This is a genomic window from Thermodesulfobacteriota bacterium, assembly GCA_040754335.1.
GTDB lineage: Bacteria > Desulfobacterota_D > UBA1144 > Nemesobacterales > UBA2774 > 2-12-FULL-53-21.
In genome coordinates, this window is sequence record JBFMCV010000003.1 from 234,409 (window position 1) to 257,803 (window position 23,395).

Below are 23,395 nucleotides of genomic sequence, written 5' to 3' on the forward strand. Positions count from 1 at the left end.
CGGAAATGATTATTTCGGGACGCCTCGGTAAGACCAGTCCAAGAGCTCGACCGGGTGGGCCGTTTTGATGCCTAAGCCGTGCCGCTTGATGCCCTTTCTTATCTGGAGCAGGCAGCCCGGATTCCCGGCGACGAGGCAGTCGGCGCCCGTCTCTTTCAGATGCCTTATCTTACGCTCGAGAAGCCTGCCCGACATCTCGGGCTCGACCATGTTGTAAATGCCCGCGCTCCCGCAGCATAGCTCGGACTCGGGAAGCTCCGTGAACTGGATGCCGGGTATCTGCCCGAGCACGCTCCTCGGCTGATCCTTGATCCTCTGCGCGTGTCCCAGGTGACATGCGTCCTGATACGTGATCCTGAGAGGAAGCGGTTTCAGATCGCCGGCAAGGCCTATGTCGCCGAGGAACTCCATGACGTCCCTTGTTTTCCCGCTCAGTTTCCGGGCGCGCTCCGAGAATGCCGGGTCGTCTTCCAGAAGCTCCCCGTATTCTTTCATGGTCGAGCCGCAGCCCGCGGAATTTACGATTACTACGTCGGCGTCGATTCTCTCGAAGCTCCTTACAAGGAACCTCGCGAACTCCCTCCCCTCATGTAGTCTCCCCGAGTGAACTGAAAGCGCGCCGCAGCACCCCTGATCCCTCGGGATCACCACCTCGCACCCGTTCTCCGCCAGCACTCTGACCGTCGCTTCGTTCGTCTTCGAGAAGAAAACGCTCTGCACGCATCCCGTAAGGAGCGCAACGCGGAAACGCTTCTTTCCTCTCGCGTGCGTAATATCGGGGAGCGCGCGCGGTACCGATGGCGAATCCACGTCGGGCAGCATCTCCTCCATGCTCGCGAGGCCCGGGGATACCGCCCTGAGCAGTCCCGAGGACTCGACGAGACTCTTTATCCCGAGCTTCCGATAGAGATAGAAAAATGGCAGGAGGAGTTTTAACCTCCCGGGGAATGGAAACAGTTTAAAAATGAAAGACCTTCGGAGCTTCTCCGGGAAGGGTCTCTCGTAACGCCTTTCGATCTGCGACCTTCCCGCCTCTATGAGTCTCCCGTAACGCACTCCCGACGGACATGCCGGCTCGCAGGCGAGGCAGCCGAGGCACATGTCCAGGTGCCTGACGAGAGATCCTCCCATAGGAATCTTCCCCTCGGAGGCTGACTTCATGAGATATATCCTTCCTCTCGGGGAGTCGAGCTCGTTTCCGGTCTCCTGATACGTGGGGCACGCGGAGAGACAGAAGCCGCAGTGGACGCAGTCATCTATTATCCGGGCGCTCGGCCTGTCGGTCTCGTCGAAAGTGTCGTACGATCTCTCCCGCATACTAAATGTTTAGCCTTTTATTATTGTGAAATCAAGGGTCGTGAAGGGCGCGCTCGCGAGCGACTTCCTCAGGTCTCCGTCGTCCGCGTAGATTTTCCCCGCAAGCTTCCGCGCCTCTACGCGTAAACCCAGAGGGGCCTCAGAGAAGGGATACGGCGACAGCGTGAAGTCGAATCCGTTGTGCGATTTGAGGACGAGGCTCAGAGAATTACCCCCGTAATCGACGGGGACGTCCGGGATCTCCATGGACTCCCACCCGTGGCAGAGGGCGAGGGAAATGATGTCGCCCACCTGGAGGAGCCTGAGGTTGACCTTTACTTCACGCGTTAGGTTCTGAGGTCCGGAGGCATCGATACCGAGCTTTCCGGAGACGAACCTGTATATCTCGCTCTCGAGCGTTTTCGCGTATCGGTCGGAGGGGTCTCTGGAGAGCAGCTTCCGGTTGAACCTCGCGAAATGGAGCGCGATGAGGGCGGAAGCGTACGGATGCTCTTCCGCATGAGATTCGAAGGACCTCCTCCAGATATCCGTCTGGTCTGAGGATTCCATCTCCATGAAATTGGCCGGATAACCGTTTTCGGGATTTATCCTGGGCGCCGAGTCCCATTCCTTCCACCCGCAGTCGTGCTCTCTCGCCGCGAAGAGCACCTCTCCGCGCGGGCGGGGAGAAGAGAAGGTTTCGTTCCCCCAGCGCTCCATAAGGTTTCCTGCAAGGACAGCGTGGTCATACTGTGTGACAAGGATCCATCCGTGGGCGTCGTCTCTTCGGATCATCACGTCTCCGGGACAGAAATCATAGATGCAGAAAGCGGGAATAGGCTAACCAAGCAGGGAGCTGAGCGCAAGATACTTGAATCCGGTTCTATGTCAGAAAAGCCTGCCAGGATTGAGTATGTTCCCCGGATCGAAGCCCGATTTTATCCTCTTCATCAGGCCGAGCGGCGAGCCTATATCACCCCAGACGGAGACGGCGGCCTTTATTTCAGGGGACGCTTCCCTGACGACGAGACTCCCTCCGGCTGATTCGGAAAATTCCCTCAACTCCTTCACGGAGCTGAGGACAGGCTCGCTATCCCCTTTGACCGATACGATCACGACCCCGTTGGCCGCCCTCGCGGACGCATGCGCGCGGACGCCGTACTTGTCCGATAATTCTTCGAGCATGAGGAACATACGCGTCACGTCCGATATGAGCACGCCGGCTTTGAGCACTGCGGAAGCTCCGTCCAAAGACCTCCAGGGAAATTCCCTGACCTCATTCCAGAAAGCCTCTTCGTCTCCGCCCTCTATAACGACCCCTTCTCCGCCGTTCCTCCGTGAAACTTCCATTACGGTTTTAATCTGATCCTCTACCGCCTGCGTGACGTTCATAATCCTTACGGCGAGGGCGTATATGTTTCTGCCCAAACCCATACCCAGCCTTTCCTCTATGCTTCCCGAGAGCCCCGGATCCATCTGCTCTAGCGCGTTTATCACGAGGTTGGAGTTAATGAGAGACCTGACCGCGCCGTGCGCCTCGTCGAGGGATTTAAACCCTGCGACATACGTCTTGGACGATTCAGGTACAGGGTAGAGCCTGAAAGTCGCCTCCGCTATTATGCCAAGCGTGCCGAGCGAGCCGACGAAGAGCTTGGGCATGTCGTACCCGGCTACGTTCTTCACCACCTTCGATCCGCCTTTAAAGACGCTCCCGTCCGCGCGCACCACTTTCATCCCGATCAGGAGCTCCCTCGCGGTCCCGTACCGGAGCCTCATCGGGCCGCTGTCGTTTGAGGCGATGACGCCGCCCACTGTCGCCCCGTCGTTTACGTGCGGGGGATCGACCGGAAGGAACTGGTTCCTCGCGCCAAGCCGGGAATTGAGCGCGCTTAACGTAATGCCGCATTCGGCCGTAGCCACGAGGTCCGCGGATTCGTGCTCTTTGACGCGGTCGAGTTTTTTTGTGGACAGCACTATATCGGCGCCGAGGGGCTTATTCCCGATCCCGCGTTTCGTCCCCGAGCCCATGGGTATTACGGAGGCCGAGACGCGAGAGGCCGTTTTCATGATTTCTGAAATTTGCTCTATATTTTCCGGGAAAAGCACGATCCCGGGCTTGACGCCGTCTATGGCTGACGATTCAAGGAGCTGCGGGTCCTCGACTGCGTTTTCTTCACCGACTATGCTCCTCAACTCCTTTATTGAAGACAGCTCTACCATGTGCGGGATAGTTTTCTCATCTTGTATTTGTTCACCGAATCTATGCAGTTCAGTACATCTCTCCGAGACCAGCCTTCTGGAGAGGGTGCTCGGCATAAGGCTTCATACCCTGCTCTACGCATGTCCTGGGCGTGGGGAATACCTTTCCGGGGTTGCATAGTCCCTTCTCGTCGAACGCACACCTCACGAGGTTCATAGTCTCGAGGTCGTTCTCGTCGAACATGAGGGAGAGGAACCTCTTCTTATCGTTCCCTACTCCGTGCTCCCCCGTGATGCTCCCGCCCGATTCCACGCACACGCCGAGTATCCTGCCCGCGAGCTCGAGCGCCCTCTCCGACTCCCCCTCTTTCGTCGAATCATAAAGCACGAGCGGGTGGAGGTTTCCGTCGCCCGCATGAAAAACGTTCCCCACCCTGAGGTCGTACTCCCTGCTGAGCTCCCCAATCCTTCCCAGCACTTCCGCGAGCCTGCTCCTCGGTATGACGCCGTCCTGGACGTAGTAATCGGAGCTCACTCTGCCCATGGCCGGGAAGGCGTTCTTGCGCCCCTTCCAGAAGAGGTCCCTTTCCCGCGCGTCCCTGGCGATCCTTATCTCGAGCGCGTTATTCTCCCTCAGCACCTCTTCGACAACAGGCATCTGGGCCTCGACCTCGGCTGCGGGGCCGTCGAGCTCGACGAGCAGTATGGAGCCCGCTTCAACTGGGTATCCGGCGTGAACGGCTTCCTCGACCGAGCGTATGCAGAGATTGTCCATTATCTCCATCCCGGCGGGTATCACACCCCTCGCCGTTATGCCAGACACCGAAGCCCCGGCTTCTTCGATCCTGTCGAAGGACGCGAAGAGAGTCTTCACGGTCTCGGGCTTCTTCACTATCCTCAGCGTGACCCTCGTGACGATCCCCAGAAGCCCTTCCGAGCCCACCATGAGCCCCGTAAGGTCGTAGCCGGGACGGTCGAGGGTCTTTCCCCCGATCTCTATTATCTCGCCGTCCGGAAGGATCACCTCGAGCCCAAGCACGTGGTTCGTGGTCACTCCGTATTTAAGGCAGTGGACTCCGCCCGAGTTCTCGGCGACGTTCCCGCCTATCGTGCAGACTATCTGGCTCGAAGGGTCGGGGGCGTAATAATACCCGTAAGCGCTCACAGCGTTCGTAACGGAAAGGTTCGTCACGCCCGGCTCCGCGACCACGCGCTCGTTCGGGATGTCCACTTCTATTATTCTGTTCATGCGGGAAAGCGATATCACGATGCCTTCTTCGGCAGGCAGAGCCCCGCCCGAGAGCCCCGTCCCCGCCCCCCTCGGCACGTACGGGACGTCCTCGTCATAACACATCTTCATCACAAGCGACACCTCGCCTGATGTCCTCGGCAGGACGACGAAAAGAGGCTTCACCCTGTAGCCCGTAAGCGCGTCGCAGTCGTACGCTATGAGCTCGTCGTCCGCGTATATGACGCCGTCAGGCCCGAGGATGCGCGTGAGCCTCTCTCCGAAATCCTTTTTCCAGCCGGGTGATCTCAGCTTGGCTTCAGATGCTGGTGCGTGCATAATCATTCACAGGAGAATCATTATATCACCGCCCGGCGTCCAGACCAATCTACCGATATTTCCGCGTGATCGGGCGGAATGCTTGACATTCCTTATATAGACGGTACATTGATTTGCTTAACTCTAATAGTTAGAGGCATATAATAATGAAGACTTACATGGCAAGAAGCGGAGATTTCGATAAAAAATGGTTCCTGATCGACGGGGAAGGCAAAACGGTCGGGAGGCTTTCTTCGAAGATAGCCAGTATACTGAGAGGCAAGGAGAAGCCGCAGTTCACCCCTCACGCGGACATCGGAGATTTCGTAATAGTCGTTAACGCCGATAAGCTCAAGTTCACGGGCAAAAAGTGGGAAAATAAGAAATATTACTGGCACACCGGGCACCCGGGAGGGATAAAGTCGATCCCCGCGGACGATCTGGCCGGGAAGAAACCCGAAGAATTACTGAAAAAAGCTGTCTGGGGCATGCTGCCTAAGAACAGGTGGCAGAAAAAGCTCATAACGAGACTCAAGATCTACACCGGGAACGAGCACCCGCATTCGCCGCAGAAGCCCGAGACCCTGGAGGTATAGCAGACAACAATGGCTGAAGTCAATTACTACGGAACCGGAAGAAGAAAAACATCTATTGCCCGGGTCTGGCTGAGATCGGGAGACGGCAAGATCACCATAAACGACCGCCAGCCGGAAGAGTACTTCCCGCGCGAATACTGGATGGTGCATGCGCTCGAGCCGCTCGCGACCACGCAGACGAAGGGGAAATACAACGTCGTCGTCGACGTAAAGGGCGGAGGCCTGACAGGCCAGGCGGGAGCGGTCAGGCACGGCATCGCGAGGGCGCTGCTCAAGGCCGACGAGGCCAACAAGAAGCCGCTCAAATCGGCGGGCCAGCTCAGCAGGGACCCGAGAATGGTCGAGCGTAAGAAGTACGGACTCAAGAAAGCCAGACGCGGACAGCAGTTCTCAAAGAGGTAAAATTTACTTTGCCTGATACCGGGAAAAAGAAACCCGCTTCAAAGAAAGGAAAGAAAATCTCCAAGCCCGAGGGAAAGCTCGGCGTTCTCATCCCCGGCATAGGCGGAGCGGTTAGCACCACGTTCATCGCGGGCGTCGAGGCCATTAAAAGGGGGCTCGGGAAACCCATAGGCTCTCTCACGCAGCTCGGAAGGATAAGGCTCGGGAAGAGGACAGAGAAGAAATCCCCGCTCATCAAGGAATTCATTCCTCTCGCCGATCTCGGCGACCTGGTATTCGCGGGATGGGACATATTCCCGGATAACTGCTACGAAGCCGCTTTAAAGGCGGGCGTACTCGAAAAGAACCTGGTCGAGGAATTAAAAGACACGCTCGAGAAACTAAAGCCGATGCCCGCGGTATTCAGCAGGAAATACGTAAAGAACCTCAACGGAAAACACCTGAAAACCGGCAAGACAAAGATGGACCTCGCCGGGCAGATCATCGAGGACATAAAGCGGTTCAAGAAGGAAAGCGGCGTATCGCGGCTCGTCATGGTGTGGTGCGGGAGCACGGAGGTATTCATAAAGCCTTCCGCGGTCCACGCGACCATGGCTTCGTTCGAGAAGGGATTGAGAGAAAACCACCCGGACATACCGCCGAGCATGATCTACGCCTACGCCGCGCTTCAGTGCGGCGTGCCCTATGCGAACGGCGCTCCCAACCTGTCGGTCGACGTTCCGGCGCTCACGGACTTCGCCGGGAAAAAGAAAGTCCCGATCGCGGGCAAAGACTTCAAGACGGGTCAGACGCTCATGAAAACGATCCTCGCCCCCGGACTCAAGAGCAGGATGATAGGGCTCCACGGCTGGTTTTCGACGAACATACTCGGGAACAGGGACGGCGAAGTGTTAGATGACCCCTATTCGTTCAAGACCAAGGAAGAAAGCAAGTTAGGCGTCCTCGAATACATGTTCCAGCCCGACCTCCACCCGGACCTATACTCGAATTACTATCACAAGGTGAGGATCAACTACTACCCGCCGAGGGGAGACGCCAAGGAAGCCTGGGACAACATAGACATTTTCGGATGGCTCGGATACCCGATGCAGATAAAGGTCAACTTCCTCTGCAGGGACAGCATACTCGCGGCGCCCATAGTGCTCGACCTGGTGCTGTTCCTGGACTTGGCTAAAAGGGCCGGATTCGACGGAATACAGGAGTGGCTATCCTTCTACTTCAAGAGCCCGATGTACGGAAAGGGGCTCTATCCCGAGCATGACCTCTTCATACAGCTCATGAAGCTCAAGAACACGCTCAGATATATGAAGGGCGAAGAGCTCATCACCCACCTGGGACTCGATTACTACAACCTGATGTAATCCGGCCGGGATTCGCACTGAACACTGATTGCGGGAGAAGATTCGGGCTTTTTATCGCGGGATGGGGATCCCATGCTGATATCAGGCCTCCGTGCTTATGGCGAGCCATTTGCGCGTGATGTAGAGGTTCCCCTCGGCGTCCCTGTGCCCGTGCTGCTCAAGTGCGGGCTGAACGGCCTCCTTCATGGCCTCTACCGCGGCGTCGACCGGGTATCCCCTCAGGGCCCCTGCCGCGTACTGCTGGAAGGAGCTTATGTATTCCCAGGCCTCTCTCTTCATGTCTACTGCGTATTCCTTGACCTCGACGAGCTTGAAACCCGCTTCCTTGACCATCTGCTCGTAATAGGATCTCGGGAGGAATTTCGAAGCCTCCGTCCTGGAATCGTCCTTCTGCCTGCTTATACCGCGATCCCTGAGATACTGAACCGCGTTTTTGACCTGCGTGCGGTAGAAAGCGAGCGTCTCGGCAGGCCTCGCCTCCTCGTAGAAGGCGGTGTTGAAGAAAAAGAGGCCGCCCGGCTTGAGCGCCTTTTTTATCCTCTTCACGCTGTCGAGCTGCTCGTGCTCGGAAAGGTAGTGTATTCCGTTCCCCCATACGGCCACGTCTATGCTCGCGTCGGGTATGTCCATGTCCTCGACGGAAGAATGAACCATCTTCAACTTTTCGACCGTCTTTTCGAGCTTCGACTGGGCGAGCCTGAGCGCCTCCGCCGACTGGTCGAGGCACATTACCGCAGCCTTTTTCCAGCTAGCGGGCAGCTGGTCGAAAACTATCTGCACCATCGTCCCCGCGCCCGTTGCTACGTCCAGGATCGCCTCGATCCCGCTCACGCCCTTACGGCGCATTATCTCGACCCAGCCGTGTATGCAGGCCTCGTTCACCTCCCTGTACTCCTCGGTGTCGGCAAACGGCTCATAGTCGTATTTTTCCCTGATCTCGTCCATTATTAACCTCTGTATCAACTCTCACCCCATGTAGTTTAGTCTTAAAAGTAAAAGCGGAGTATAACATGATTGTCCGCAAAAACAAAAAAGCCGGGCGGCGCGCCCGGTTTTATTATACACCTCTCCTGTCCCCCCAGATAATCTTGTGCAGCTGGGGCAGCACCCTGACCCCGCCGAGCCCGTCGGCCATGACCTTCTCCGAGAGCCAGCCGAGCCCCTGCCCTCCCGCGGGCTGGAAAATGACGTTCGCCTTAACGGGATGCGAAGCCAGCACCCCCTTCGCGTACTCGTAATCGGCCTCGTCCGCTATCACGAACTTGAGCTGGTCCCGGGGGCGGAGCTCCTTAAAGAGCCCGAAGTCCATCTTGTCCTCCATGCCGGAGCCGGGACACTTGCAGTCCATGCTTATTACGCAGTTATCGGTCCAGAATACGGGCGGGGGCATCTTGTGCCCGCTCGTCTCGAGCACGATCTTATACCCTTCGTTTATTAGATTTTCCGCGAGCTCCCCGGCCTCGTCCTTCTGAATGAGGGGCTCACCTCCCGTAATGCAGACCCTTTTGCATCCGTGGCCGTGTATCTCCGTCAGGACCTCGCCGACTGTCATTTTCCTGAAATCCCTCCCCTCGACCGCGTACATAGTATCGCACCACGAGCAGCGGAGGTCGCAGGCGAAGAGCCTGACAAATACCGTGGGAAGACCTATCTCCACGCCCTCGCCCTGGATCGAATAAAAGATCTCGCTTACGTTCATCTCTCATATACCGTGGGGTCGGGGACCCCTGCTTCGAGAAAAGCCCTTTTCCTCTCCCTGCAGGAGCTGCATACCCCGCAGTGGACGCTCCCACCCTTGTAGCAGCTCCATGTCTCGCCGAAGGGCACTCCGAGCCTGTCGCCGAGCCTCACTATATCCGCCTTTTCCATGCCGACGAAGGGGGCGAGGATATTCAGGTCCGGCTCACCGGTCGCGAGCCTTTCGGAGGCCTGAAAAGCCTCGACGAACTCCTCCCGGCAGTCGGGGTAGACGCCCCTGTCCGAGTAATGAGCGCCGAAGAAGACGTTGTCGGCGCGTATGCTGACGGCATATCCGACGGCGATAGAGAGAAAGATGGCGTTCCTGTTGGGGACTATTGTCGCTTTGAGCGTATCGTAATGCTCCGCCGTTTCAGGGACCTCGGGCACGTCGATCCTGCCGTCGGTGAGCGCTGAGCCCGAGAGGACCTGGCCGAGCGGGGAGAGGTCGACAATTCTGTGAGGCACGCCCAGGGCTTCAGTCACCCTGCGCGCGGAATCGGCCTCCCTCCCGTGCCTCTGTCCGTAAAGGATAGTGAGACATTCGACCGTGTAACCCTGCTCGATCGAGCTGTAAACGAGGGTCGTGCTGTCGATGCCGCCGGACAAAATGATGACCGCCTTTTTATTCATCGTATTAATACTATATGCATAAGTATAAGGGGACAAGAAAGGCCGCCTGCGCGTAAGGGAAAGGAATCAGTGTGGCTTCACCGGCTGGTTATTCTTCGTGACGACTGTGTAGAAATCGCCGACCTTGCTCTCGAGCTCGTCGACGTGGCTTATGACGTCCTGTATTCTCCTATCGAGGTCTTCGGCTTCGAGGTCGATGTCCTCGCACTTCCTCCATTCGATTATGTGCCCCTTGATATGGTCGAAGGCCGAGTGCATCGACTTCATGTCCTCTGCGATGCGTGCCACGCTCACCGCGATCTCGTTCTTCTCCCTCTCCCTCTTCACGTACTCGAGCCATACGAGGGCGAAAACGAATGCCGCGAGCAGGAGCGCCTGAGGGAGCGCGGTTTCGAGAGTCGGATAAAGGCCCAGTATGTCTATATGCGGAATGAAACCGGCTGGAGTCGCGCCCACTATGCCCGCCTCCTGGAGCTCGTTTATACCCTTGCCGAGCAGGATGAATGAAAGGAGGTAGAGGAACATGCTCGTCACGGAGAATAAGTATTTGAGCGGGATCCTCAAGGCAAGCTTGAATATCACGTAGAACAAAACGATGAGGAGAAGCGCCCCCGCCACCAAACCCCACAGTATGGCAGCCTGGGACTTCTCGGACTGGAACCAGAGCGCCTGATAGAAGAGCACCGTTTCGAACGCCTCCCTGTACACCGCGAAGAACGACACGCTCGCGAGCGCGATAACGCTCCCCTTGGAGAGGGCCTTCTCGACCTTCCCCTGTATGTACTGCTTCCATACGCGCACCTCGATCTTGGAAATAAGCCAGTAGCTCACGTAAAAAAGCACAGCCGCCGCGACGAGGGACGTGACGCCTTCGATGACCTCTCTCTGTGCGCCGCTTATGGAGATAACGGTCCTTGCCAGGAGCCACGTCAGTATGCCGGCCGCGAGGGCCAGTATCCATCCGTAATGTACGTATTTGATCTGCTTCTTCGCCCCTGTAGCCCCCATGAACGCGATTATCGCGGCTATTATCAGTATCGCTTCGAGACCCTCCCTCACGATAATGGAAAAGGAATTGAGAAAGGAAAGTATGTTGCTCGACTGCTTGCCGTTGTCCAGGACTCCCTGCGCGGCCAGTAAGCTCGCCTGAATTTTAGTGTTGAGCTCCTCCACCCGGGCCGCGGGCTTTCCCGCCTTTATCGAGTTCCTGAAGTCGGCGAATTCGGCTTCGATCGCGGCCGTGAGCTTCTCGTCCCTGACCCTGAGTTGGGCCTCCGCCTGCTCGAAGCCTTCGAGGTACGCATCGAGGGCCTTCGTATACGCCTCGTCGGTTCTGCCGTCTTTATACAGCTTCGTCGATTCGTCGAGAAGCGAGCCCGCCGTAAGGAGAGGCGAACCTTCACCGACAGCCTTCTCCATGACGCCCTCTCTCAGGTATGCGAGCGCCGCGGTCTCTTCATCGGAATTGTTTAATAAGCTGCCGAGCCTATCATTGATCTCTCCGTTCGAGAGCGTTGCGAGCGCCTTGTAGTCCTTTATACCGTCCGGGAGCTTAGACGCCAGTTTGCTCCCCTCCGCGACATCTTTCTCGTTATATCCGAGCGCGAGCACATAGAATGCGGCGTCCCATTTCTCCTGATCGGACAGACCGGGGAAGGACGGCATGCCCGTCCCCTCTATTCCGAATGTCATGGTGTTGTAGACCTTGAACGGCGATAAACCGAGCGAGACTTCAGGGTTTGTAAAGTTGGCCGGCGCGGGGTCAAGCCCCGGCGCGAGCGGGCCGTCCCCTGCGCCGTGAGCGCCGTGACATTGAGCGCATGTGCTTTCGAATATATCTTTGCCTGACGCGTAGGAAGGGGCTTCGCCCGGATGGGGGACTATATCGTAAGCCTCGATTATCTTCCCCTTGATCGTCTTAGATAGCGACTCCACTTCGCCGGCGGGCGCTTTATTTTTAATGAGTCCGCTTAATATATCGAGGTCGGATTCGATTCCCGCCTTGTCGCCGCCTTCCGATTTCATGGTCAGGAATAGAGCCTCGACGCCTGACGAGAACTCGAGCATCTCGTTGTATTCAGCAGTATTTATCACCCGCCCGTCCTTTACCGCATTCACGTAATCCCCGCCAATGTAGTCGACGAGGGACAATATGCGGTTGGCGTCATTCGAGGAATAGGACGGCTTCGCAAGGAGGAACAGTAATGAGCACAGCAGAATGGAAAACGTTAAGACCTTCTTCAGCATCGGCATATCGAGAATTAAAAGAGCCTCCTGGCAGAAATAGAGATAATTAAATGTAGTATACCGTAAACCACTGGATAGAAAATGAATATGAATATCAAATTATAAGACCCTTGAGGCTATCATACGCTGAAATGCTGTCAAGACGCTCATTTGCATGAAATCGAGATTTATTTATTATTATTAGGTTATTTTATAGGAGCTTGCGAAAATACGATCATCTTTAGAAGGTCCGGACTTGTCAAATGAAAGACAAAATCAGCTTCAGTGAAAATTTGTTTGAAGAGTTCCCCGAGGTGACGGCATCCGGCTGGAAAGCCGAGATAGTAAAGGACCTCCACGGCGGGGACATTGGGAAGCTCGACTGGAAGCCTTACGAAGGCTTTACCGTGCGTCCGTTCTATACGGAAGAGGACCTCGGCGACCTCGACTACCTTACCGGGCAGTATCCGGGCGCGTTCCCCTACGCCCGCGGGAACGAAACGGGCGGCAACGTCTGGAAGATAAACGAATACATAATCTCGGGCAGCGTTAAAGAGGCCAACAGGCTCGCGCTAAGGAGCCTCTCGGGGGGCGCTCAATCGCTCACGTTCGTCTGCGAGGCCTCGCACGGATACATATCGGGCATCCCTGTTCAAAGCTCGCGGGACATGGCCGCGCTTCTAAAAGACGTACCGGTCGCGGACGTGCCCGTGCATTTCAAGTGCGGTATCGCCTCAGCCGAGATATTATCGCTCTACATACTGGAAGCCGGGAAGCGCGGCCTCGACATCAAACTGCTCGCGGGCTCGGTTGATGCTGACCCTTTGAAGCTCCTCGCCTTGAGCGGCTCTTTCCCCGGAGACGAGCGCGGGACGTTCGAGGAGCTGAGATCAGTCATATCCTATCTCGACAACAACATGCCGGCTTACCGGGCGATCGAGGTGTCCGGGCATCACTTCCACGATTCGGGCGCGTCGGCCACGCAGGATCTGGCATTCACGCTCGCTTCGGGCGTCGAGTATCTCGACCGCCTCACGTCGCTCGATTTGAGCGTCGACCGCATTACGCCTCACATGAGCTTCTCGTTCTCGATAGGTTCTAATTACTTCATGGAGATAGCTAAGCTCCGCGCGGCGAGGATGCTATGGGCGTTTATAGTCGAAGCGTACGGCGCCCGGAAAGAGTCAGCCGAAAAAATGAGCGTAAGGGCGGTGACGTCCTCGTGGAACATGACCGTCTTCGACCCATGCGTCAATATGCTGAGGGGGACGGTCGAGGCCATGGCCGCCGCCATAGGCGGGTGCGAGTCCCTCAGCGTGCTCCCTCTCGATTCCGTTTACGAGAGGCCTGACGAGTTCACGCGCAGGCTCGCCCGGAACACGCAGCTCATACTCAAGCACGAATCCTGCCTCGACCGCGTGACCGACCCCTCGGGAGGCTCTTATTACGTCGAGAGGCTCACCGACGCGCTAGCCAGCTCCGCGTGGGAGCTGTTCAGGAAGGTCGAAAGTATGGGCGGGCTTGTCGATGCGCTCAAGTCAGGATTCATACAGGAAGAGATACAAAAAACCAGGAACGAAAGAGACCGCGACATCGCATCGGGAAAGGCGATACTCCTGGGCACGAACCAGTACCCCGACCTCGGTGAAAAGGGCCCTAAAAAGAGAGGCGCCATAACTCCCAAAAAACAGCTCAGAACGGGAAGCGGAAAATTCACGGGCGCGCCGTCGATCAAAGAATACATCGAACACCTCGAAGAGAAAGGATCGTGCCTCGGGGACATTCTGCACAATAAGCCCGGACCCGCGGACGCGGGAATAGAGCCCCTCCGCCCTTACAGGGGAGCCGAGCCTTTCGAGGAGCTGCGGCTCGCGGCCCTGAAACATAAAAAAGAAACGGGCATGACCCCCGCGGTATTTTTACTGCCTATAGGGAACCCGTCCATGCGTAACGCGAGGGCCGCGTTCTCAGCGAACTTCTTCGGCTGCGCGGGGTTCAAAATTCTGGACAACCCCGGCTTCAGCACAATAGACGACGGCGTGAGGGCCGCTCTCAAGAGCAGGGCGAAGATAGTAGTCGTCTGCAGCTCAGACAGGGAATACACGGAGCTTGCACCTGAAATATGCAGTAAGCTGAGAGAAAAAAATCCCGGGATACGGATGCTGATCGCCGGGAACCCCAGGGAGCACATCGAAGAGCTCAGGGCTGCAGGCATAAGTGATTTCATACACGCCCGCTCGAACGCGCTCGAGACCCTGAGAAAGTATCAAGAGATAGCGGGCATAAGAAACGAGGGAGAGGGAGACTGAATTGAGACCCGATTTTTCAAGGATAGATTACAAAAGCGGGAGACCGGGGAAACCCGGAGCCGCGATAACAGCCCAGGCGGCGGAATGGATGACTCCTGAAGACATCCGGGTCCACCCTTCCTACACGAAAGAAGACCTCCTCGGAATGGAGCACCTCCGCTATGCGGCTGGCCTGCCCCCGTACCTCCGCGGCCCTTATCCGTCGATGTACGTGACGCGGCCGTGGACGATAAGGCAGTACGCCGGCTTCTCGACGGCCGAGGAATCGAACGCGTTTTACAGAAGGAACCTGGCCGCGGGTCAGAAAGGGCTTTCGGTGGCGTTCGACCTCCCCACTCACAGGGGCTACGACTCCGACCACGAGAGGGTCGTGGGAGACGTCGGAAAGGCCGGGGTCGCCATTGATTCCATCCTCGACATGAAGATACTGTTTAACCATATACCGCTCGACGATATATCGGTCTCGATGACAATGAACGGAGCGGTGCTGCCCGTGCTGGCTTTCTACATCGTGACTGCAGAGGAGCAGGGAGTGCGCCCGGAGGACCTGAGCGGCACGATACAGAACGACATCCTCAAGGAATTCATGGTGAGGAACACGTACATATACCCGCCGGGGCCGTCAATGAGGATAGTCGCCGACATATTCAAATACACGGCCGAGCGCATGCCGAAATTCAACTCGATAAGCGTGAGCGGCTACCACATGGAAGAAGCGGGAGCGTCCTCGGACATAGAGCTAGCGTACACGCTCGCCGACGGTCTCGAATACGTGAGGACGGGAATAAACGCCGGGCTCAACATAGATGACTTTGCGCCCAGGATCTCGTTCTTCTGGGGCATAGGCATGAACCATTTCATGGAGATCGCCAAGATGAGGGCGGCGAGGATGCTCTGGGCGAAGTTAATAAAAAGATTCGGTCCCAAAAACCCAAAATCTATGGCCTTGAGAACGCACTGCCAGACTTCGGGCTGGAGCTTAACGGAACAGGACCCATTCAATAACGCGGTGAGGACGTGCGTCGAGGCGCTCGCCGCAGTGCTCGGAGGCACCCAGTCGCTCCACACGAACGCGCTCGACGAGGCGATAGCGCTCCCGACCGATTTCTCCGCGCGCATAGCGCGTAACACCCAGATTTACCTCGAGCAGGAGACGAACATATGCAGGTCTATTGACCCCTGGGCAGGCTCTTATTATGTTGAATACCTGACTGACAGGATATCCCGCCGCGCCTGGGCGCTGATAGAGGAAGTGGAGAAGCTGGGCGGAATGGCGAAGGCGATAGAGACCGGCCTTCCCAAGATGAGGATAGAAGAAGCCGCCGCCAGGAAGCAGGCGAGGATAGACTCGGGCCAGGACACGATAGTCGGCGTGAACAGATACGCGCCTGATGAAGAGGCCGAGATCGAAATACTCGAGGTCGATAACACGGCAGTCAGGGCGGCGCAGGTAGAGCGGCTTAAGAAGTTGAAGAAGGCGAGGAACAACGACGCGGTGAGGGCGGCGCTGGACGCGATTACGGAATGCGCGAGGACGGGCGAGGGGAACCTCCTTGAATTGAGCGTCGAGGCGGCGAGGAGGCGCGCGACGCTAGGCGAGATATCGGACGCGTGCGAGAGGGTGTTCGGACGTTATAAGGCCGTGATACGCACGATATCGGGGGTATATTCGGGAGAGATGTCGGAGGACAGAGGGTTCAAGAAAGCGAGGGATATGGCTGACGAGTTCGCCCGGCTCGAAGGCAGGAGGCCCAGGATAATGGTAGCCAAGATGGGGCAGGACGGGCACGACAGGGGGGCGAAGGTCATCGCCACGAGCTTCGCCGACATGGGGTTCGACGTCGACATCGGAGCGCTGTTCCAGACCCCGAGGGAAGCCGCGCGCCAGGCTGTGGAGAACGACGTGCATATAATAGGCGTATCGAGCCTCGCCGCGGGACACAAGACGCTCATCCCCGAGCTTATAAAGGAATTAAATGATATGGGGCGGGGAGACATTATGGTCGTCGCGGGCGGAGTGATACCGAAGCAGGACTACGAATTCCTCTACGACGCGGGCGTTACCGCCGTATTCGGGCCGGGCACGGTCATATCGAAAGCGGCCCAGGGTCTCCTCGAAATGCTGATCGCCAAACACGGCGGCGCCGGCCAAACGTAAATGCGATGAAAACAGTCTCCGTCTCCCGAGCGCCGGGCATACGCATACACGCTCCCTAGGAATGCTTACGAGAGCAAAAAATCTGTGGACATACCTGACCGAACCTGAAAAAATATAAACATGGAAGACGCGCCCAAATACGAGATCGGCATGATAACGCCTGAAGACCTCGACGGCATTGTATCGATCGAGAACGTAAGCTTCCCGACGCCCTGGCCGAGAAGGGTCTTCGAGCGAGAGCTCAGATCGCAGAGGTCGTACAACAGGGTGATCAGGTATGGAGGGATGGTGGTCGGATACATAGTGACGTGGACCATATACGACGAGGTGCATATACTCAATATTGCCGTGCACCCGGACTTCAGGAACATGGGATTAGGCGAGAGGCTGTTAAGGGACTGCATGGCGCATTCAGCCGGGAACGGGCTTAAATACGCCATACTCGAGGTGAGGGTCTCCAACACCAGGGCCAGGAACCTCTACGAGAAGATGGGATTCAAGACCATACATACGAGAAGGAAATACTATTCGGACACCGGGGAAGACGCTTACGTTATGATGTACGAGATCAAGCCCGCGTAGTGTGACTCCGGGGCGGTTCAGCTCCTTCTATCGGCCACGTATTCGGCGAGCATAAGGAGCGAATCCTTGCAGGAGCTATCGGGGAGGGAAGAGATCGCGCCCCTCGCTCTCAGTATGAAATCTTTCGCGACCGATTTCGTCTTTTCGACCCCTCCGTATCTGTCGACGAGCTCCCTCACGAAAACGAGCTCTCCGTCGGCGAACCCGTCCCTCTCGAGGAGTATCTCTCTCGTTCTCTTCTTCTCAAGGTCGGACGCGAGCGCGAGAGAATAAAAGAGCGGGAGAGTCATCTTGCCCTCTATCAAGTCCTGTCCTACGCCCTTCCCGAACTCCTTCTCCGAGGACGAGTAATCGAGCGCGTCGTCGACGAGCTGGAACGCAACGCCTATGTTGAACCCGTAGCGCCCGACTGAATGCTTCACCCCGTCGTCGGCGCCCGCGAGTATCGCGCCCACAGTGCCGCAGCTCTCGATCAGCGACGCGGTCTTGTTCTCGATTATTCCGAAACATACCTCTTCCGAGACCTCGAGCATGTTCTTCGCGCTCATGACCTCGAGCACCTGCCCCTCCGCGAGCCTGGCCGCGGCGTCCGTCACCGCCTTTATGAGCTCGAGGTTCCCGCAGGACTGTATGAGCCCGAGCGCCTTCGCCAGCATGAAGTCCCCCACGAGCACGGTCGCCTTGTTGCCCCAGACGACGTTCGACGCCGTCTTGCCGCGCCTGAGCTTCGCCTCATCCACGACGTCGTCGTGCAGCAGCGTGGCCGTGTGAATCAGCTCGAGCGCGGCCGCCGAATATATCCTCTCTTTCCCGCCCATGAGCCCGCAGGCCCCGCTCGAAAGCAGCAGCACCGAGGGGCGGAGCCTCTTCCCGCCGCTACCGAGGAGGTACTTTGAAATCTCGTAAACGAGGGGGACCGGGGATTTTATATTGGCCTCAAGCTCCCGTTCGACTTCTTCAAGCTCCGGATTTATAACAGAAAGGATTTCGGAAAATTCCATCGCAGTTTAAGTTATCTGAACAGTTTATATAAGTCAAAGAGCCTAAAAGATGTGATATTTTGAGTAAATGTTATATTAACTAGGATGTTATACGAGGGTCTTCGCTAACCTATGGTCCCGCTTGCGCTAAGCGTCAAAAATTTCCTGAGCTACGGAGAAAACACCTCCACACTCGACTTCAGGGACTTCAGCATCGCCTGCCTTTCGGGAAGGAACGGACACGGAAAATCCGCGCTCATAGACGCCCTCACATGGGCGCTCTGGGGCAGGTGCAGGGTGAAGATCAAGGAAGAGGTGATAAAGAGAGGCGCGACCGAGGCGCGCGTCGAGCTAGAGTTCGAGTCGGAAGGGAACAGGTACAGAATACTGAGGTCCATATCGAAAAAAAAGGGCGGATCGCAGGGCTCGCTCGACCTGCAGGTGTTCGACGGAGGCTCGGGCTCGTACGCGCCTCTCGACCAGGGCGCCAAGGCCCAGAGCGCTATCGAGAAGATACTGAAGATGGATTACAACTCGTTCATCTGCTCGTCGTTCATTCTCCAGGGGATGGCCGACGAGTTTACGAAGAGGACCCCCGCCGATAGGAAAGAAGTGCTGTCGAAGATACTCGAGCTCGACGAATACGAGACCCTCACGAGGAAAGCCCGCGAGCGCGCCCAGGCTTCGGGCTCGGAGGCCGCAGCGCTCGAGGCCGAAGCATCGCGCCTCGATGGCGAGATCGCCCAGAAGGAAATCCACGAGAAGAAGCTCCTCGGGCTGAGGGGAGAGGAAGAGACGGTTTCCGAAAGCATCGCACGGTACGAGGCGATCCGGTCAGGTCTCATCGGAGAATACGAATCGGCAAAGTCGAGGCTCGACACGCTCGCGAGACTCGGCGGAGAGAGGGAAAACGTAAAAGCCCTCCTCGGCAGGCTCGAAGAGGAGCTCGCAGGAGTGAGGGAAAGCATAAAGAAGGACAGGGAGATCGTTTCGAGGGAGAAAGAGATTGAGGACTGCTACAAGAAGCTCGGGGACACGGCGGCCCTCGACCGGGCGCTCGATGAGAAAAGGGCCCGGGCACTGATACTCGATGAGCAGAGCTCCGCGCTCGACCACAAGATCAGCCGGAAGAGGATCGAGCTCGAGACGAGGGCGAAGGAGCTCCATTCGCAAATAAAAGGTCTCGAAGCCAGGGCCTCGTCGTCCGGCAGGCTGAAGAAAGAGATCGAGGGAATCAGGACCCGGATCGGAGAATGTACGGAGACCGCACGGAAAGCGGAAGGGTTAAGGGAAGAGCTTAAGAGAACAGGCGGGGAGAAGGAAGCGGCCGCGGCGAGAATATCCGAGCTCAATAAAAGAAAAACCGAGGAAGAACAAAAGCTGCATGTGCTCGCCGCGGGGGACACGGGGGCGCACTGCCCGCTCTGCGAATCGCCGCTCGAGGAAGAGGCGAGAGCCGCCCTCGCGGAAAAGCTCAATAATGCGGTCTCTCGATTGGGCGGCGAGATACGGGCGGCCGGGGAGAGGATCGCGGCCCTCGGAGATAGGGAGAAAGCGCTCTACAGGGAGCTGGCTACGGCCGATGCCGCGGCAGGGCTCTTGCCCGGACTGCATAAAGAGCTCGGCGAAAAGGAGCAGAACCTCAGGGAATCGGAAGCGGCGGCGGTCGAGCTCGGGGAAGCCGGAAAAAGTTACGACGCCGTCTTGAGAACGTTATCCGGCGAAGAATTCAAAAAAGAGTACGATGCGGAGCGGAAAGAGATCGAACGTAAAAAGGAAGCGCTCGGCTATGACGTGAGAGAGCACAGGGCCGTCAAGGACGCGCTCGAGAAGCTCGGGCACGCATCCGGCGACAAAGAGACGCTCGAGCGGGCGAGGCTCGGTCTGGGCCTCCGCGAGAGCGCGGAGAAGAAGCTCGACGAGAGGATGGCCGAGGGAAAGAAGAGACTCGAGGAAATCGGAATCGAGGTCACCGCGCTCGGCGGCATCGAATCAGCGGCAAAGGAGATAAGGGACAAGATGTCCGCCGCTGACGAGAGGCTGTCGGCCCTCAAGAAACAGAAAGAAGAGCTGGTGATGGACATAAGCAGGAGCGTGAGCGCGCTCGAGAGGATAGGGCAGCTCGCCGTCAGGAAAAACGAGATAAAAGATAAAATCGCGGAGGCGAAGCGCGGGATGCTGATATTCCAGGAGCTCGCGAAGGCGTTCGGCAAGAACGGACTCCAGGCTTTGATAATAGAGCACGCGGTCCCCGAGATAGAAGCCGAGGCGAACAAGATCCTCGGCAGGCTCACGGAAGGCACCATGACCCTCAGCCTCGAGATGGTGAGGCCCACGCAAAAGGGCGGAGAGAAGGAGACGCTCGAGATATACATCGGGGACTCCTCCGGCACGAGGAGCTACGAGACGTTCTCGGGAGGCGAGGCGTTCAGGATAGACTTCGCGCTCCGGGTCGGAATCTCGAAATTCATCGCCAACCGGTCGGGCGCGCAGCTGAGGACGCTCGTGATCGACGAAGGCTTCGGTACTCAGGACAGGGACGGGCTCAGCCAGTTCGTGCAGGTGATAAATTCCATAAAGGACGATTTCGACAAGATACTCGCAATAACGCACGTGGACGAGCTCAAGGAAAGGTTCCCGGTCAGGATAGAGGTAACGAAGGAGCCGGGCTCGGGCTCGAGATTCGAAGTCGTGTACACTTGACGCTCCGCAGGCGGGGCGCAGGGCATCTCAGGCAGCGGCTGAAACGGGACTCGGACAGACACATGAACTGGCTCGACATAACTATAATCGGAATTATCGCTCTCTTCGCTCTCGCCGGGTTTATGAAGGGACTCGTGAGCCAGGTATTCTCGATCGCGGCGCTTGCCGGAGGGCTCATAACCGGATTCATATTTTACGACATACTGGGCGGCGCGCTCGTAAAGGAGAAACTCGTCGAGAACAAGTCAGTTGCGAACGTCGGGGCGTTCATCGCGCTAGCGTTCGCATCATACGTGATAATACAGATCGCGGGCTGGATAACGACGAGGCTCATAGGCACTCTCCAGCTGAGCTGGCTCAACAGGATATGCGGAGGGGCGCTGGGCGCGCTCACGGGAGCCGTCACCGCTTTCCTCCTGGCGTCGTGCCTCACCCTCTTCTACAAAGAGAGCGAACCCGCGCTCAGGGATTCCATGCTCCTCCCCTATCTCAGGGAAGGGTCGCTTATCGTCAAAGACGCCCTGCCCCCCGACTTCGAGAAGAGCTTCAGCGACGCGAGGGAGCTCGTGAGGAAGGAAGGGCTCGACGCAGCGATGAAGTTGAAGGATTCCGACGCGGTGAAGGAGATACTGAGAGAGAAAGACGACACCAAGGAGAAAAATGGCCGTCCGCAGGACTCCGTGACCGGAAATCCTCAGCCTGAGCCGTAGCACGCCGCACGGCGAAACCCGCGCTTTCCTAATGACGTAATTTTGGTAATATTATCGGGTAATGATAGGCGTCGAGACATTAGACGAATTCATCATCAGGAAGCAGACGGAATTCCCGTACGCGCGCGGGGACCTCTCCAGGCTGCTCAGAGACCTCGGGCTCGCGGCCAAGATAGTGAACAGGGAGGTCAACAAGGCTGGCCTCGTAGATATACTCGGGAGCACGGGCAGGAGAAACGTCCAGGGGGAGGAGGTCAAGAAGCTCGACGTGTTCGCGAACCAGAGGTTCATCGCCGCGCTCGAGCTGGGCGGGCAGTGCTCGGGCGTCGCGTCCGAGGAGAACAAGGACTTCATCACGTTCCACGATGAGATTTCCAAAGACGCAAATTACGTCGTGGCGCTCGACCCGCTCGACGGCTCGTCGAACATAGACGTGAACGTCTCGGTCGGGACAATATTCTCTATTTACAGGCGGATCTCGCCTCAAGACGGCCCGCTCACGGCGGAAGACTTCCTGCAGGAAGGAAGGAAGCAGGCGGCCGCGGGCTATATCATATACGGCTCGTCCACAATGCTCGTCTACACGACTGGATACGGAGTGAACGGCTTCACACTCGACCCTTCTATAGGCGAGTTCTGCCTTTCGCATCCGAACATGAGCATCCCGAAAGCCGGCAAGACCTTTTCCGTCAACCAGGGCAATTTCTACAGTTTCCCTGAAGGAGTAAAGCAATACATCAAATACTGCAAAGAACCGGACAAAGCGACAAGCCGCCCGTATTCGCTCCGGTACATCGGCTCGATGGTCGCAGATATCCACAGGAATCTGATAACCGGAGGCATATTCCTCTACCCCGCCACATCGGACGCCCCCAACGGAAAACTGAGGCTCCTCTACGAGTGCAATCCCATGTCGTTCGTCGTCGAGCAGGCCGGAGGGAGAGCGACCGACGGATCGAGACATATACTCGACATAGAGCCCAGGGAGCTTCATCAGAGAACACCGATATTCATAGGCTCGGAGGAAATGGTTTTAAAGGTGGAGGAATTCATGACGAAGTATTCCCGGGGCTGAATCACGCCGCGCTCATGCAGTACCCACTCTCCCGTTCGTAAATTTGAGAGCTCGCAACCAGCACTTTGTAACCGCTCACAATCCCTTAACAATTCGTTCATATTTCTCCGGGAGCACGCCCGATTTTCAGCCTCCAGATTTACTTGACATTTCAAAGTCAGGGTGTATCGTTTCAGTTAAATCAGCGTTACAGGAGAATTGTCATGGAATTCGAACTTGAACTCTTTGCAAAGGATGATGACTGGGAAGACGACGAGGACGAGTGGGACGAGGACGAAGAAGAACTGTGGGACGAGGAAGACGAAGAAGGTTTCGATGAAGAAGAGGAATGGGACGAGGAAGAGGAAGACGAAGAGGAGTGGGAGCAGGAAGAAGAGCAGTCCATCAACTGAGGGTCAGCTAAAGTAATTACGAACATCCCAATAAGTTTCCGGGAAAACCAGACAAGCTAACGAGTTGCAGTATACGCCTCAAAATCCGCCGTTTAATCGCGTTCTGCGTGAATTGAACGGACCCCGTGTTTTAAGAAACCAAACATGGAGAATGACCGGGCTGGAGTTCATGAACAAACCGTGTATGGACTCCGTCCCGCCCGCAGATGTCCTGTGATTCGCAGACAAAGCTTGTCCCGTCGGAATACATCCGGAGTGATACCCGTTCAACCCTCCGACCCTCCCGACGGCTCATAACCTCTGGGCGACGTGCCGTAGGCTTACGTCTTCGCTAAAGCTACGCCGGACAAGCAGGGCGAACGGGCGGGGCTCACACGTGGGTTAGGCATAGGAGATCCGGTAGGATCGTTTATGAGCGCAGATTCTGCGCCGCCGATTGATTCTCCATAATTCATCCGGGGGAAAAAATTTTTTGCCGCACGATGTGGAC

General features: G+C 56.9%; 19 protein-coding genes. 10 read left to right on the top strand and 9 right to left on the bottom strand.

What is annotated here, in order from left to right:
• Positions 1–9: 9 nt before the first annotated feature.
• The 4 genes from AB1598_07410 to AB1598_07425 all read right to left on the bottom strand — a co-directional run bounded on the left by AB1598_07410 (position 10) and on the right by AB1598_07425 (position 5,062).
• On the bottom strand, positions 10–1,317 hold the full coding sequence (locus tag AB1598_07410; GenBank protein ID MEW6144832.1) for a heterodisulfide reductase-related iron-sulfur binding cluster: 1,308 nt from the start codon (positions 1,315–1,317) through the stop codon (positions 10–12).
• A 9-nt stretch (positions 1,318–1,326) separates the two neighbouring features.
• Complete coding sequence (locus AB1598_07415; GenBank protein MEW6144833.1) at positions 1,327–2,091, bottom strand: DUF3891 family protein; 765 nt, start codon at positions 2,089–2,091, stop codon at positions 1,327–1,329.
• Between the two features lie 93 nt (positions 2,092–2,184).
• Positions 2,185–3,516, bottom strand: a complete 1,332-nt coding sequence (locus AB1598_07420) for an FAD-binding oxidoreductase (protein ID MEW6144834.1) — start codon at positions 3,514–3,516, stop codon at positions 2,185–2,187.
• 49 nt (positions 3,517–3,565) lie between these two features.
• A complete protein-coding gene (locus AB1598_07425) occupies positions 3,566–5,062 on the bottom strand; it encodes an FAD-linked oxidase C-terminal domain-containing protein (GenBank protein ID MEW6144835.1) in 1,497 nt (498 codons plus the stop codon).
• Positions 5,063–5,205: 143 nt separating this feature from the next.
• Between AB1598_07425 and rplM the strand changes: the two genes are divergently transcribed.
• From rplM to AB1598_07440, 3 genes are read left to right on the top strand one after another with little or no spacing between them, the layout of a single operon-like run.
• Positions 5,206–5,637, top strand: coding sequence for a 50S ribosomal protein L13 (rplM, locus tag AB1598_07430; protein ID MEW6144836.1), 432 nt, complete (start codon positions 5,206–5,208; stop codon positions 5,635–5,637).
• Positions 5,638–5,646: 9 nt separating this feature from the next.
• Positions 5,647–6,039: a 30S ribosomal protein S9 gene (gene rpsI / locus AB1598_07435; GenBank protein MEW6144837.1), complete on the top strand. Its 393-nt coding sequence runs from the start codon at positions 5,647–5,649 to the stop codon at positions 6,037–6,039.
• 56 nt (positions 6,040–6,095) lie between these two features.
• Positions 6,096–7,400, top strand: coding sequence for an inositol-3-phosphate synthase (locus AB1598_07440; protein ID MEW6144838.1), 1,305 nt, complete (start codon positions 6,096–6,098; stop codon positions 7,398–7,400).
• Between the two features lie 81 nt (positions 7,401–7,481).
• Here the strand turns inward: AB1598_07440 and AB1598_07445 are convergent, their stop codons facing one another.
• The 4 genes from AB1598_07445 to AB1598_07460 all read right to left on the bottom strand — a co-directional run bounded on the left by AB1598_07445 (position 7,482) and on the right by AB1598_07460 (position 12,023).
• Positions 7,482–8,345, bottom strand: a complete 864-nt coding sequence (locus tag AB1598_07445) for a class I SAM-dependent methyltransferase (GenBank protein ID MEW6144839.1) — start codon at positions 8,343–8,345, stop codon at positions 7,482–7,484.
• 112 nt (positions 8,346–8,457) lie between these two features.
• The gene (locus tag AB1598_07450; protein ID MEW6144840.1) at positions 8,458–9,099 is read right to left on the bottom strand and encodes a radical SAM protein; all 642 of its coding nucleotides are present in this window, start codon (positions 9,097–9,099) and stop codon (positions 8,458–8,460) included.
• Entirely contained in the window at positions 9,096–9,770 is a 675-nt protein-coding gene (queC, locus tag AB1598_07455) for a 7-cyano-7-deazaguanine synthase QueC (GenBank protein ID MEW6144841.1), read from the bottom strand. Before queC ends, AB1598_07450 begins: the two co-directional genes overlap by 4 nt.
• Positions 9,771–9,836: 66 nt before the next feature.
• The gene (locus AB1598_07460) at positions 9,837–12,023 is read right to left on the bottom strand and encodes a cytochrome c/FTR1 family iron permease (protein MEW6144842.1); all 2,187 of its coding nucleotides are present in this window, start codon (positions 12,021–12,023) and stop codon (positions 9,837–9,839) included.
• A 236-nt stretch (positions 12,024–12,259) separates the two neighbouring features.
• Here AB1598_07460 and AB1598_07465 point away from each other — a divergent pair, with 236 nt between their 5' ends.
• From AB1598_07465 to rimI, 3 genes are all read left to right on the top strand, one after another.
• A complete protein-coding gene (locus tag AB1598_07465) occupies positions 12,260–14,305 on the top strand; it encodes a methylmalonyl-CoA mutase family protein (protein MEW6144843.1) in 2,046 nt (681 codons plus the stop codon).
• A gap of 22 nt (positions 14,306–14,327) precedes the next feature.
• Positions 14,328–16,463, top strand: coding sequence for a methylmalonyl-CoA mutase (gene scpA / locus AB1598_07470; protein MEW6144844.1), 2,136 nt, complete (start codon positions 14,328–14,330; stop codon positions 16,461–16,463).
• A gap of 120 nt (positions 16,464–16,583) precedes the next feature.
• A complete protein-coding gene (rimI, locus tag AB1598_07475) occupies positions 16,584–17,045 on the top strand; it encodes a ribosomal protein S18-alanine N-acetyltransferase (GenBank protein ID MEW6144845.1) in 462 nt (153 codons plus the stop codon).
• 17 nt (positions 17,046–17,062) lie between these two features.
• Here the strand turns inward: rimI and AB1598_07480 are convergent, their stop codons facing one another.
• Positions 17,063–18,046, bottom strand: a complete 984-nt coding sequence (locus tag AB1598_07480; GenBank protein ID MEW6144846.1) for a polyprenyl synthetase family protein — start codon at positions 18,044–18,046, stop codon at positions 17,063–17,065.
• Between the two features lie 111 nt (positions 18,047–18,157).
• Between AB1598_07480 and AB1598_07485 the strand changes: the two genes are divergently transcribed.
• The 4 genes from AB1598_07485 to AB1598_07500 all read left to right on the top strand — a co-directional run bounded on the left by AB1598_07485 (position 18,158) and on the right by AB1598_07500 (position 22,905).
• Positions 18,158–20,728, top strand: a complete 2,571-nt coding sequence (locus AB1598_07485; GenBank protein MEW6144847.1) for an SMC family ATPase — start codon at positions 18,158–18,160, stop codon at positions 20,726–20,728.
• 62 nt (positions 20,729–20,790) lie between these two features.
• Complete coding sequence (locus tag AB1598_07490; GenBank protein ID MEW6144848.1) at positions 20,791–21,438, top strand: CvpA family protein; 648 nt, start codon at positions 20,791–20,793, stop codon at positions 21,436–21,438.
• A gap of 61 nt (positions 21,439–21,499) precedes the next feature.
• Positions 21,500–22,513, top strand: a complete 1,014-nt coding sequence (fbp, locus tag AB1598_07495; protein ID MEW6144849.1) for a class 1 fructose-bisphosphatase — start codon at positions 21,500–21,502, stop codon at positions 22,511–22,513.
• Positions 22,514–22,716: 203 nt separating this feature from the next.
• Positions 22,717–22,905 carry a hypothetical protein gene (locus AB1598_07500; GenBank protein MEW6144850.1) on the top strand — a complete coding sequence of 63 codons (189 nt, stop codon included), beginning with the start codon at positions 22,717–22,719 and terminating at the stop codon, positions 22,903–22,905.
• Positions 22,906–23,395: the final 490 nt, after the last annotated feature.